Genomic DNA, 12196 nt, shown 5'->3' on the forward strand with positions numbered 1-12196 from the left:
TTCAGCTTCTCCCTTGGTAGTGAATTTCTTGCGAACGCGCTTATCACTAATAGCATTCGCAGAACCAGCTTTTAAATTACCGATAGATATAGAACACTAACACCAAGCTGTATAATTAGGGGGAAGTGGTTAAACAATGTTTTAAAATGTTGTGAGGGCAAAAATGTCAAGTTTTAGGGTAGGGGCTCTTTTATTGAAAAAAAGAGCCTCATAATTTTGATGCTATTTATGATCTAACTTTCGAAAATGAGGTTCAGCTTTTAGATAACTTCGTGCATTGCGGATTATCTTTGGATGGGTCGTACACTCCTTCGAAAGCGAGTAATCGTACTTCCATTCGCGCCCCAAAATATTCAAGCTGTACGAGTGGATCATCTTCTTTTTTGATTTGAGCACTGAATGTGTCTAGTAGAGAAGCGATAAAGTTTTTGACGGACTGATCTGCATCGTCGAGGTAGTGCGATAAGTTGTCTTGTTTCATTATTATTAAGCCTGCCAACGTTGATATCAGTATTCATGAGGTTATAGCAATAGCTCTACTTAACCTTTCATTTTTTGATCATAGTTTATATAAGAACCATAACACAAAATAAATGATGTCAACTTAAAATAAAGTGCATTTAGGTCCTTTAAAGTACACTTTTAAATTTATTATCACGTTTTACTTATATATATCTGATAAACTAGTCAAAATTTGAGTCATGGATTGCCGTTCATTTGATTTTAGCTTTCTTAGAGCCTCGACTATCAGTAAGTCTCGAATATGTTGTACTTGTCTGAGTTTGTGAAATTCAGGGAATTGCCTCATCTCACTGGTAAAGTTGACATGAGTATTGAGCTTAAAACCAAGTTTAACCCTAAAGCCAATGGAAACAGGAAAGTGTATGATTTTATTGGGTTTTTCTAACACCTCATATTGATATCTTGATAATCCTAGAACTCTTGATATTGTATCAATTGAAATGTTGTTTTCTTCTCTGAACCTCTTCACTGTTATTGCAACTGAATGATAGTAGTCAATTGCAAACTCATTGATATCTAATACTGCTGGCGGAAATAAGCTACTGTAGTTTTCTATCACACCATACTCTGATTCAATAGCAGCCCTGAACGTGAGGAATTCTCGTCGTGATTCTTCACTTAATGTATTGCAAACCATGTTCAGAAAAGTATTGAATTGTTCTGTTGGTAGACGCCCAATGCAGACCAGTGCTTCTACAGCATTGTCATCCATTCCACGGTAAAATTCTTTGAGTTTGAAGCCATAATAAAATGCAGTCATTGGAACCATTGTGGCCCATGAATAGGCGGCCACAATATGAATAGGTCGCATAGAATGGTAACTTTGCTGCATATATCTTTTCAAGGTTCCACTATTGATGCCGGAAAAACGTTTATCTAGCGCCTTGAAAGTTAATCCTTGTGCTCGTCTGACGTATGACATAGCGATCGAAATATCTGAATCAATAGTTTTCAGCATTTCATCTAAGCGATCAATTTCTTGATCCGATACAGCTAAAGCTTTTGTGTTATCGAGGTTCGACATATAAATCCTAGGGGGATGTATTTGATCAAAAATTTAAATAAATTGGATAGGCATTGATATTGATGAAGTTCAGAAACACTATCAAGTTCTTTTTATAGAGTTTGTTTATATTGTTTCTAAGCGATACAAGAGGAAATTTCTGCATTTCATCGTTCAAGAGATGCTTTAGACCTCGCAACTTGCCTTAGCAAAGCGTTTCGGGCTTTCGTTAATTTGATTTTTCTCTATACTTATCCAAGTGACTGAATTATTGATAATTTAAACTAATGGAAAGTCATAGTTTAATAAGTAGAGGGATTCTAGTATGGGAAAAATCAAACCGATGGTATTGGGTATAGCACTCACACTTTTAAGTGGAGTGTCGGCCGCTAAAGTCATTGAAACGACCACCTTGGCTGGCTTTGGGCAAGCAAAATATCCTGCTGATTTTTCTCATTTCGATTATGTTAATCCTAACGCTCCGAAATATGGAAAAGTGACTTATGGGCAAATTGGTACTTATGATAATTTCAACCGCTTTGCATCACGTGGAGCGCCAGCGGCTGGTAGCGGCGAGCTCTATGACTCCTTGATGTTTTCACCCAGTGATGAGATTAACACCTATTATCCTCTTATTGCCTCTAACGTCCGTTATTCCGATGACTATAGCTGGTTAGAGTTAGATATTAACCCGAAAGCTAGGTTTCATGATGGCCATGCCATTACTGCCGAAGATGTGGAATTCACGTTTAATAAATTTATGGCAGAAGGTGTACCGCAGTACCGTTTGTTTTATAAACAAGTCAAGTCGGTGAAAGCGATAAAACCGTTGACGGTTCGCATTGAAATGTCAGAACCAAATCGCGAAAAATTGTTTAGCTTAGCGCAGTCAACTCAAGTTCTGCCAAAGCATTATTGGCAAGATAAAAATCTAGCTGAGCCACTAAATGAACCACCGCTTGGAAGCGGTGCCTACAAAGTGGTGAATTACCAGTCCGGGCAAACTGTGACTTATGGCTTAGTTGAAGACTACTGGGCGGCAAAATTACCAGTCAATATTGGCCGTAATAACTTCAAACAAGTTCAGTATGACTATTATCGCGATGATACCGTCATGCTAGAGGCGTTTAAGGCTGGAGAGTTCGATTTGCGCCAAGAGAACTCTGCGAAATTTTGGGCCAATTCGTACGTGGGTGTAAATTTTGATAAAGGATATATCAAGAAAGAGGAAATTGCCCACGACAGTCCAGCTTCGACCCAAGGTTTTGTATTCAATATTCAACGAGACGTGTTTAAAGATCCTAAAGTTCGTGAAGCACTTAACTACGCGATGGACTTTGAATGGATGAATAAAAATATGTTTTATGATCAATACACTCGCACTCGCAGTTACTTCCAAAATACCGATTATGAAGCGAAAGGGCTGCCAACTGAGCAAGAGCTTGAAGTACTTTCTGCATTTAAAGATAACATTCCACCCCGTGTATTTACCCAAGAATTTCACCCCCCCGTAACCGATGGGACAGGGCGAATCCGTGCACAATTACGTACAGCGTTCAAATTGTTAAAAGAAGCGGGTTGGGAGCTAAAAGATAAGGTCATGACTAACACCACAACCGGTCAGCTTTTTAGTTTTGAATTGTTGATTGACAGTCCAACGACAGAGCGTATAGCAATACCGGTGCAGAAAAACTTAAAGCTGATGGGTATTGAAATGAAAATTCGTACTGTAGATACCACGCAATACCTCAAGCGGTTGCGTGATCGTGATTTTGACATGTTGTCTTCTGCTTATTCGGCAAACCCATATCCTAGCCCGAACCTGATGATTATTTGGAACTCTCAATACATTGATTCCACTTATAATCGTGCTGGAGTGATGGACCCTGTGGTCGATAAACTCACCGAAGAAATTGCTGAAAATCAAGAAAACCCAGAGAAACTTCTGACATTAGGTCGAGCATTGGATCGCGTGTTGCAGTGGAATTTTTACATAATTCCGCAATGGTATTTAAGCCAGTACCGCGTAGCGACATGGGACAAATTTGAACGACCACAGCTTATGCCGAAGTATGACATCGGTATTGATACTTGGTGGGTCTCTGAGCAAAAAGAGCAGCGACTACCAGAAAAACGTCGTTAAGAGGTTGTCATGGCAGCGTATGTTTTCCGCCGATTGTTACTGGTTATTCCCACGCTGTGGGCCATCATCACCATCAATTTCTTTATTATTCAAATTGCGCCTGGTGGTCCTGTAGAGCAAGCGATCGCGCAAATGGAAGGTCACAGCGACGGTATCATGGAGCGCTTTACTGGCGGTGGCAAAGAGGTGGATATTCCCGTTTCTGGTGATTCTGCAGTCGGTTATAAAGGTTCACGTGGGCTTGATCCTGAAGTGGTGGAAGCGATTAAAAAGCAGTTTGGTTTTGATAAGCCCTTACATGTACGCTACGTTGAAATGCTTAAGAATTACATCACTTTTGATTTTGGTGAGAGCTTGTTTAAAGGTGGTAACGTTATTGACTTAATTGTCGAACGTTTGCCCGTTTCCATATCGTTAGGTTTGTGGAGCACTTTAATCATTTACCTTATTTCAATACCATTAGGCATAGTGAAAGCGATTCATCATGGTTCAAGGTTTGATATTTGGTCAAGTGCCGTTGTCATTGTGGGCTACGCGATTCCAGGGTTTCTGTTCGCGATAATCTTGATCATCTTATTCGCGAGCGGCAATTATTTTAGTTGGTTTCCACTGCGCGGGTTAGTTTCAAATAACTTTTCAGACTTAACGTGGTATCAACAAATCGCTGATTACTTTTGGCATTTAGCCTTACCAATCTTTGCCATGGTGATTGGTGGTTTTGCGACTTTAAGTATGCTGACTAAAAATTCATTCCTTGATGAAATCAATAAACAATATGTGGTGACAGCAAGGGCTAAGGGACTTGACGAAAACCGCATCCTTTATAAGCATGTGTTTCGTAATGCAATGCTGATTATTATTGCAGGTTTTCCGAGTGCGTTTATCAGCATTTTTTTCACTGGTTCCATGCTTATCGAGGTGATGTTTTCTCTCGAAGGTATTGGTTTGTTGGGTTTTGAATCAACCATTCAACGTGACTATCCTGTTGTCTTTAGTTCTTTATATATCATGACGTTATTAGGACTTATTTTGAGTATCATCTCCGATTTAACCTATATATGGGTCGATCCGAGAATTGATTTTGAGGCGCGCTGATGATGTTAAAGCAAAAAGCCGCTAACCCACTCAATGCTATGCGTTGGCAACGTTTTAAATCAAATCACCGTGGTTTTTATTCGCTGTGGTTATTTAGCTTGTTATTTATCATTAGCTTATTCGCTGAGTTTATTGCCAATGATAAACCATTGTTTATTGAGTACGAGCAGCAGTGGTATTTCCCCACTTTTAACCAATATTCCGAAATCCAATTTGGCGGTGAATTTGCAACAGAGGCTGATTACACTGACCCGTATGTGACAGAACTGATAGAGGGAAAAGGTTTCATTATCTGGCCATTAGTTCGATTTAGTTACGATACCATAAATTTCAATATCACCAGTTCAGTACCGTCGCCTCCTGATGCTGAGAACTGGCTCGGCACGGATGACAAAGGACGCGATGTGTTAGCGCGGATTATTTATGGGTTTCGTATATCGGTATTGTTTGGTTTTGTGCTGACCATTGTATCTTCTGTGATTGGCGTTATTGTCGGGGCAACACAAGGTTATTACGGTGGTTGGCTTGATTTACTCGGCCAACGTTTTATTGAAGTGTGGTCAGGAATGCCAACGCTGTTTCTTTTGATTATTTTATCAAGTTTTGTAGAACCCAATTTTTGGTGGTTATTGAGTATCATGGTGTTATTCAGTTGGATGAGCTTGGTCGGTGTGGTAAGAGCAGAATTTTTACGCTGTCGGAATTTTGATTACGTTCGTGCAGCACAAGCGATGGGCGTCAGTGATAGCCGCATTATGCTACGTCACATGCTTCCTAACGCAATGGTTGCTTCATTAACCATGATGCCTTTTATTCTCTCTGGCTCTGTAACAACGTTAACATCGTTAGATTTCTTAGGCTTTGGTTTACCGGTTGGCTCACCATCGTTAGGCGAGTTACTTGCTCAAGGAAAAGCAAACTTACAAGCTCCTTGGCTTGGTATCTCTGCATTTGTTGTACTTTCATTGATGCTAACGTTATTAGTGTTTATTGGTGAAGCGGTACGTGATGCCTTTGACCCACATCAGAATAGGATTGGATGATGACTCAAACTGTACTATCCATTCAAAATCTATCGGTTGGCTTTGGACGTAAAGAGCAGATAGAAGCAGTGACGCACCATGTTTCACTATCGGTCAAAAAAGGTGAAACCTTAGCATTGGTGGGAGAAAGTGGGTCAGGGAAATCTGTCACAGCGAATGCCATTCTTAAACTATTGCCCAAGGGATCCGCGCACTATTTAGATGGCCAAATACTCTTCGATGGTGCGGATACTTTAACTTGTAGTGAACGGCAATTAAGAGCGATCCGTGGTGGGCGCATAGGGATGATTTTCCAAGAGCCAATGGTGTCGTTGAACCCATTGCATAAAATAGGAAAACAGCTGGTCGAAATTGTAGAAATTCACCGTGGTTTGAGAAAATCGAAGGCTGAAGCGATGGCCATCCAATGGCTGGAAAAAGTCGGCATTCGTTCCCCTGAACTCAAGATAAACGCTTATCCACATGAGCTTTCTGGCGGTGAGCGACAGCGCGTTATGATTGCGATGGCCTTGATTAATGAACCAGAGCTGCTGATTGCCGATGAACCAACAACAGCATTGGATGTTTCGGTTCAAGCGCAAGTGTTAGATCTACTAAAAAACCTTCAGCAAGAACTTGGGATGGCAATGCTCTTTATTACTCATGATTTAAGTATTGTGCGACGAATCGCTGATCGCGTTGCAGTGATGCAAAATGGGCAACTTGTTGAGCAGAACGAGTGTAAAAGGTTATTTTCAGCGCCAAAGCATCCTTATACTAAGAAATTAATTGATTCAGATCCACGGGGTTTTCCTGTTGAGGTGAGCGACAATAGCACATCACTGCTCACATTAGATCAGCTAAAAGTGTGGTTTCCTATCAAAGGCGGGTTATTTAAACGAACGGTTTCATATATAAAAGCAGTAACCAATATGAAATTTGATTTAAAAAAAGGCTATTCGCTCGGAATTGTTGGTGAGAGTGGTTCAGGCAAATCAACCACTGGTATGGCAATTTTGAAGTTGATCAATTCCGAAGGATCAATTCGCTATCAAGGTAACGAATTACAGGGTATAGATCGCAAGGAGATGCTGCCTTATCGAAGTAAAATGCAAGTGGTGTTTCAAGACCCCTTTTCTGCACTCAACCCAAGGATGTCAGTGGCGCAAATTATTGGTGAAGGTCTGAAAGTACATTGCAATTATGATGAAGAAACGCTCGATAGATTGATCTGCGAATCAATGCGAGAGGTAGAACTTAACCCTAATACTCGCCATCGTTATCCCAATGAGTTTTCTGGTGGGCAAAGACAGAGAATCGCCATCGCTCGGGCTTTGGTGTTAAAACCTGAATTTATTTTGCTTGATGAACCCACATCATCATTAGATAGGACAATTCAAGCACAAGTATTGGATTTATTAAAATTGCTACAACAAAAGTATGGATTAACGTATCTTTTTATTAGTCACGATCTTCATGTCATTAAATCGTTATGTCATTACACTATCGTAATGAAGCAGGGGGAAGTGATAGAGCAGGGGGAAACGCAGCAACTCTTCTCTAATCCTCAACATCCTTACACGCAAGAGCTTATTTCATTCTCGCAGCTTTAGTTGAATCGAAGGGGCGATTAAACCGCTATTTGGATTGAAGGAACAATGGATTCCGGTGTAGCAAGGAAAAAACCCTGGAACATATCGATATCAAGCTCTTTCATGGCATCCAATTGTGCCTGCGTTTCTATGCCTTCTATCACTGTATTTGCGGAGTTTTGTTTTGCTAAAGTGATACCATCGAGCAAAGGTAGAGCATCTCCTCGCATGTACTGTAAAAGTAAGCTTCGATCGAACTTAATGATTCCAGGCGCAATTAGGTTTACGCGCTCTGGCGTTGACGCATAAGTACCAAAATCATCGATAGCAATCGCAAAACCGTTATCAGCTAAGCGCTGAGTTGCTTGTTTTAGCATTGCTTCATTTTCAGAATCTATTTCGATAAGCTCCATAACCAATTGTTTGTTTTCAATATGTAGATCTTTCAGCCTCGTAATGAGTAATCCAGTATTTATATCACTCATGGCAAACTGCTCACTAGCATTAGGCAGAATATTGAGGAATAAACGGCATTGTCGATAGGGAGATACGGCATAGTTACGTAAATGTATAGCACGACACAGCCTTTCAACATTCAGTTTGTCGATTGGGTTAATAGCATCCGAATGAAAAAAATGGCTAGGACGGATATTGGTATTATCTTGGGTACTTATTCTTGCTAGCGCTTCAACGCCCACGACAAGATCGCTTCGAGAAAAAATCGGTTGGAAAACACTGCGTAATAATAGGCCTTGGTAATGAGCGATGTGTTGGCCATCAGTATCTAAAGATATACATTTTGAAAATTGGTTCTTGGTGGTGAACAGCATACAATTTATGACATCCTATAGTTCATAACAGCTCAATTATCGTCCTAGCATCAATATGCCATGCCATAATATTGACAGTCTATGACGCTTGTCAACAGTATATACCCGTTCAACTTGAAGATGCAGGTTTCAAAATCTGAAAGTTATCCATAATTCTGGATACGAGTGAACCTGCAACTTCTGGTAATGTTACATCGAAAAACTCTTTGATGGCTGAAGTAAATGCTTGCGGCATCTCTGGATTAAACTTGTGCGGCACACCTTTCGGCTTCTTATATGAGAAGCCGAAAGGTGTAGCCACTTGTTCATTCCAGCAACGGTATAACGGATACCAAACTCAGCTTGCACATAAGCGACAATTTGGTGGGTATGAAAGTACGTTTTCTCAGTCAGATGTTCGATAAGTTTCATGGTTTGTCCAACAGACAGTTGGCTTTGGCTACCACCATTTTCAGGCTTAAGTTTTTCAGAGAGAACATAATCACTGAGATGACGGGCTACGGTTGATTCGTGAATGCGAAGAGCTTGAGAAATCATAGCCTGACTCCAACCTTCAGACGCGAGTAAAACCGCTTTGATGCGGTCACGCACTCGACCATCATGAGTTGAATCGTACATTTCTTCGAGTTGTTGTTTTTGTTGAGGAGTCAGCACCATTTTCATGGTGAGTGACAATAATAAACATTGTTAGATTACTACAAACGTCTAAAGGTCGATTACATTGTTGAATTAGGTTTTTTTAATATTTTCGTGAACCAATATCACATTTTTAGGGTTTTTCATGAGAGAGGTTTTTAAAACTCAGCAATGTTTTATTTTATGTTTAACATTTATGCCCCCTGAAGAACAGCGTAAAGTTGGATATACTTTCTAACAAGTTGTTGGTTTTTCGAATGTTTCAGCGGATGAGCGAATTTGATATAGCAAGGGCTGATTTGAAAGCGAGTTTCGAGAGATTGACTGAGCCAAGAATCACTTTCATAAAGTGTGATTCCCTGCGCGTTATATTGATCGATTTCATCAGGTAGTTGACCTGTCCACCAGTGGAGTAGTTCACGGCTTTTTTGGCTACGACTTATCCAGTGGTCGGTGAGCAGTAATAGTAAATCATTAGGTTGAATGGCGTAAGCGTATTCATACTTCCACAGAGCGATATCTTGCATGAGTTTCTCGCGGCACGTTTTTCCTGCACTAACTAAATGATGAGTCAATATCCAAACCGTGCCAGCATCGCAACTTACCCGATAGTGATGAGGTTGGTCACGATGAGGGTTTGACTCTATTGGAAAGTAGCCGCAAGGGTGTCCAAATTCACTCAGCGTTCTTGCTAACCGGCGCGCAAAGGCCAGGCCTAGGTGATGCTCACTCATTCCTTGATTATGAATCGTTGGGTAGTGCTTTTCACAAAGCTTTAGGCAGTCAGATTGAAATTCATTGACGCTTTGAGTGAGTATATCCAGTAGCAACTCGTTGTTCTCCTTTAATAAAGCTAAGTAAGATTACCACAGTTACGATGAACGACGAGCGACAAATAACCAGTTCTTGATCTTTTACACTCTTCTTTCTAAATAATTGGTTTGTCGTGTGTTTATCACCTAAAATTTCAGTTGTCACTTGGGGGAATCAAATGAAAGAACTTGTACTCGATGAAGAAGAAAAAACAGCGCTGACTCAAGCGCTACAACGTTATATGGAAGAGGAACTTGATACAGAAATTGGTCAATTTGATGCCTTATTTTTACTCGATTTCGTGGCAAGCAAAATAGGACCTGCTTTTTATAACAAAGGGTTGTCAGATGCTCATGATGTTATGCAAAGAAGGATGCTTGATGTAGCAGATGATTTATATGCGATAGAGCAACCAATAACTTAGGCTTTTTAAGTTCCTTCAGTTTTTCTGAACAACTCCATCAACTTAGTGATATGTCCACAATGTAAAGAATGGTAAATACTATGTAAAACGTAAATATCAATGTGTAACCTTAATCTATCTGATTGGCATTCTCACTTATATTTAGAGACTTTTATGACTTCAAACGTAAAAAATTACAATCTCGTTTCCCGCTTAGTGCACTGGGTATCGGCTTTGGTCGTATTCGGTATGTTCGCGGTAGGCTTGTGGATGGTTGATCTTACCTACTATAGCCAATGGTATAAGACGGCGCCCCACTGGCATAAATCAATTGGATTATTGCTTGCTGCATTAACACTGTTTCGCCTGCTATGGAAACAAATAAGCTCAACCCCTTCGATTGAAGGAAGTCGTGTTGAGCGTCTAGGTGCTAAGGCTGCCCACAGCTTTATGTATTTATTGTTAATCACGCTATTTGTTTCCGGTTACCTAATTTCAACCGAAGATGGTCGTGGGATTGATATATTTAACTGGTTGACAGTTCCTGGTATGGGCGCTTTATTTGAAGGACAGGCTGACCTTTCAGGAATTATTCACTTTTACGCCGCTTGGACGTTAATTGTTATCGCGGTAATTCATGCCGCAGCAGCGCTTAAGCACCACTTTATCAACAAAGATAATACTCTACGAAAAATGACAGGAGCTTCGAAATGAAGAAAACATTACTTGCTGCAGGACTAGCTTTCGCAACGTTAATGCCATTGAGTGCTAGTGCAGCGGATTACGTTATTGATAGTAAAGGGGCTCATGCTTCTATTAACTTCAAGGTTAGTCACCTTGGTTACAGCTTCATTAAAGGACGTTTTAACAAGTTCGACGGCGAGTTTTCTTATGATGCTAAAGATATGGCCAGCTCTAAAGTGCAGGTAAATGTGGATACGCGTAGTTTAGACAGTAATCAAGCTGAACGCGATAAGCATATCCGTAGTGCAGATTTCATCGACGCGTCAAAATTCCCTCAAGCTACCTTTACGAGTACTAAAGTGGTCGATAAAGGAAATGGTCAATTGGAAGTAATGGGTGACTTAACTCTTCATGGGCAAACAAAACCTATTACGATCAATGCTGAATTTATTGGTGCAGGCCAAGACCCATGGGGAGGGCAACGCGCTGGTTTTATGGGCACGACTCGTCTAGAACTGGCCGATTTTAATATCGCGGTAATGGGTTCATCAAGTTATGTTGATATGGAACTGCATATCGAAGGTGTTCAAAAATAAGTTTTATATTGCAGCCCGTTTTGTTGTGTAGCACTAACTAGTGCTTGAAACACCTAAATACTGACGATGAGAAATAAAAGGGACTACATTTTGAGTAGTCCCTTTTTGATAAATGATTTTGATATTTATTAGAGTGAGCTTTGGTTCATATCCTATTAGCTGGCTGCTGTTTTTTCAGTTTGGAATTCAGCCACAGCGCTATCCATTTCATGGGCTTGTTTGGATACAATACCAACCTCAGCCAGGCACTGTTTAGCTGAGTGCATGTTGTTGTCTGAAATTGAATTGAGCTCAGTTATTGATTCGCTCACTTGATTCATGACGATCCCTTGCTCTTCAATAGCTGAAGCGATACGTTCAGAATTACTTTGGATCATTTCCATATCAGTAATAATTTGCCGCAAGCTTTGATCAAGCGTAAGCGCATCATAAACACCGCATTCTAATCAACCTCAGCACGCTATACGATCAAATCTCCAACCATAAGGAGATCTGAAATGGCAAAACGACGTACCGACCAAGAATGGCAGAACCTGTTTGAAAAATACCAATCCAGTCATTTATCCCAGCGTGTCTTCTGTGAGCGTAACGGGTTAAGTCTGTCTACCTTTTATGCCAAACGCCAGCAGTTACAAACCACGAAATCAACCAATATCGGTGGTTTTGTTAAAGCAGAAGTTATCGAAAAAACAACGGTCGAGACTCAAATCGGTGGATATGTGTTAATATCGCCACCTGATTTTTGATTGTTTTTAACTCATGGCTACCATTCAAGTTCAATGTCGCTTCTGCAATAAAACTGAGCCCGTCCGTAAGCATGGAAAGGGGCATTCTGGCTTTCCTCGTTTCAGGTGTCT

The 12196-nt window shown here is 40.5% G+C and carries 12 protein-coding genes and 3 pseudogenes; 9 read left to right on the forward strand and 6 right to left on the reverse strand.

From position 1 onward, the window contains the following. Positions 1 to 253 precede the first annotated feature (253 nt). The gene (locus AACW06_RS15955) at positions 254 to 481 is read right to left on the reverse strand and encodes a hypothetical protein (protein ID WP_192075826.1); all 228 of its coding nucleotides are present in this window, start codon (positions 479 to 481) and stop codon (positions 254 to 256) included. Between the two features lie 180 nt (positions 482 to 661). Further along, positions 662 to 1546 carry a helix-turn-helix transcriptional regulator gene (locus AACW06_RS15960; protein ID WP_192075827.1) on the reverse strand — a complete coding sequence of 295 codons (885 nt, stop codon included), beginning with the start codon at positions 1544 to 1546 and terminating at the stop codon, positions 662 to 664. 304 nt (positions 1547 to 1850) lie between these two features. Between AACW06_RS15960 and AACW06_RS15965 the strand changes: the two genes are divergently transcribed. From AACW06_RS15965 to AACW06_RS15980, 4 genes are read left to right on the forward strand one after another with little or no spacing between them, the layout of a single operon-like run. Then, positions 1851 to 3668: an extracellular solute-binding protein gene (locus tag AACW06_RS15965; RefSeq protein WP_192075828.1), complete on the forward strand. Its 1818-nt coding sequence runs from the start codon at positions 1851 to 1853 to the stop codon at positions 3666 to 3668. 9 nt (positions 3669 to 3677) lie between these two features. Next, positions 3678 to 4763, forward strand: coding sequence for a microcin C ABC transporter permease YejB (locus AACW06_RS15970; protein WP_192075829.1), 1086 nt, complete (start codon positions 3678 to 3680; stop codon positions 4761 to 4763). After that, on the forward strand, positions 4763 to 5806 hold the full coding sequence (locus AACW06_RS15975) for an ABC transporter permease (protein ID WP_192075830.1): 1044 nt from the start codon (positions 4763 to 4765) through the stop codon (positions 5804 to 5806). Before AACW06_RS15970 ends, AACW06_RS15975 begins: the two co-directional genes overlap by 1 nt. Further along, positions 5803 to 7398 carry an ABC transporter ATP-binding protein gene (locus tag AACW06_RS15980; RefSeq protein ID WP_192075831.1) on the forward strand — a complete coding sequence of 532 codons (1596 nt, stop codon included), beginning with the start codon at positions 5803 to 5805 and terminating at the stop codon, positions 7396 to 7398. The genes AACW06_RS15975 and AACW06_RS15980 overlap by 4 nt, the downstream gene beginning before the upstream one ends. A 17-nt stretch (positions 7399 to 7415) precedes the next feature. Here the strand turns inward: AACW06_RS15980 and AACW06_RS15985 are convergent, their stop codons facing one another. From AACW06_RS15985 to AACW06_RS15995, 3 genes and pseudogenes are all read right to left on the reverse strand, one after another. Beyond that, positions 7416 to 8207, reverse strand: a complete 792-nt coding sequence (locus tag AACW06_RS15985) for an EAL domain-containing protein (RefSeq protein WP_192075832.1) — start codon at positions 8205 to 8207, stop codon at positions 7416 to 7418. Positions 8208 to 8418: 211 nt separating this feature from the next. Then, positions 8419 to 8870 (reverse strand): annotated as a pseudogene (locus tag AACW06_RS15990) (helix-turn-helix domain-containing protein); the annotation flags it as partial. Positions 8871 to 9037: 167 nt separating this feature from the next. Next, positions 9038 to 9673 carry a hypothetical protein gene (locus tag AACW06_RS15995; protein WP_192075833.1) on the reverse strand — a complete coding sequence of 212 codons (636 nt, stop codon included), beginning with the start codon at positions 9671 to 9673 and terminating at the stop codon, positions 9038 to 9040. 161 nt (positions 9674 to 9834) lie between these two features. Between AACW06_RS15995 and AACW06_RS16000 the strand changes: the two genes are divergently transcribed. The 3 genes from AACW06_RS16000 to AACW06_RS16010 all read left to right on the forward strand — a co-directional run bounded on the left by AACW06_RS16000 (position 9835) and on the right by AACW06_RS16010 (position 11339). Further along, positions 9835 to 10080: a DUF2164 domain-containing protein gene (locus AACW06_RS16000; protein WP_192075834.1), complete on the forward strand. Its 246-nt coding sequence runs from the start codon at positions 9835 to 9837 to the stop codon at positions 10078 to 10080. Between the two features lie 153 nt (positions 10081 to 10233). Further along, a complete protein-coding gene (locus AACW06_RS16005; protein WP_192075835.1) occupies positions 10234 to 10773 on the forward strand; it encodes a cytochrome b in 540 nt (179 codons plus the stop codon). Further along, complete coding sequence (locus tag AACW06_RS16010) at positions 10770 to 11339, forward strand: YceI family protein (protein ID WP_192075836.1); 570 nt, start codon at positions 10770 to 10772, stop codon at positions 11337 to 11339. Before AACW06_RS16005 ends, AACW06_RS16010 begins: the two co-directional genes overlap by 4 nt. 155 nt (positions 11340 to 11494) lie before the next feature. Here the strand turns inward: AACW06_RS16010 and AACW06_RS16015 are convergent. Continuing rightward, positions 11495 to 11755: pseudogene (locus AACW06_RS16015) on the reverse strand (methyl-accepting chemotaxis protein); the annotation flags it as partial. 81 nt (positions 11756 to 11836) lie between these two features. On the opposite strand from AACW06_RS16015, the pseudogene tnpA reads away from it, so the two are divergent. After that, positions 11837 to 12034 (forward strand): annotated as a pseudogene (gene tnpA, locus AACW06_RS16020) (IS66 family insertion sequence element accessory protein TnpA); the annotation flags it as partial. Positions 12035 to 12098: 64 nt separating this feature from the next. Beyond that, positions 12099 to 12196 (forward strand): IS1 family transposase (locus AACW06_RS16025; RefSeq protein ID WP_337923495.1); only part of this gene is annotated, 98 nt, incomplete at its 3' end.

The sequence above is a fragment of the Vibrio sp. S12_S33 genome, assembly GCF_963889785.1.
GTDB lineage: Bacteria > Pseudomonadota > Gammaproteobacteria > Enterobacterales > Vibrionaceae > Vibrio > Vibrio aestuarianus.

Bases quoted from the DNA above. Each gene is read 5' to 3' on its own strand.
- AACW06_RS15955 (WP_192075826.1), bottom strand. From the start codon at position 481: ATGAAACAAGACAACTTATCGCACTACCTCGACGATGCAGATCAGTCC.
- AACW06_RS15960 (WP_192075827.1), bottom strand. From the start codon at position 1,546: ATGTCGAACCTCGATAACACAAAAGCTTTAGCTGTATCGGATCAAGAA.
- AACW06_RS15965 (WP_192075828.1), top strand. From the start codon at position 1,851: ATGGGAAAAATCAAACCGATGGTATTGGGTATAGCACTCACACTTTTA.
- AACW06_RS15970 (WP_192075829.1), top strand. From the start codon at position 3,678: ATGGCAGCGTATGTTTTCCGCCGATTGTTACTGGTTATTCCCACGCTG.
- AACW06_RS15975 (WP_192075830.1), top strand. From the start codon at position 4,763: ATGATGTTAAAGCAAAAAGCCGCTAACCCACTCAATGCTATGCGTTGG.
- AACW06_RS15980 (WP_192075831.1), top strand. From the start codon at position 5,803: ATGATGACTCAAACTGTACTATCCATTCAAAATCTATCGGTTGGCTTT.
- AACW06_RS15985 (WP_192075832.1), bottom strand. From the start codon at position 8,207: ATGCTGTTCACCACCAAGAACCAATTTTCAAAATGTATATCTTTAGAT.
- AACW06_RS16000 (WP_192075834.1), top strand. From the start codon at position 9,835: ATGAAAGAACTTGTACTCGATGAAGAAGAAAAAACAGCGCTGACTCAA.
- AACW06_RS16005 (WP_192075835.1), top strand. From the start codon at position 10,234: ATGACTTCAAACGTAAAAAATTACAATCTCGTTTCCCGCTTAGTGCAC.
- AACW06_RS16010 (WP_192075836.1), top strand. From the start codon at position 10,770: ATGAAGAAAACATTACTTGCTGCAGGACTAGCTTTCGCAACGTTAATG.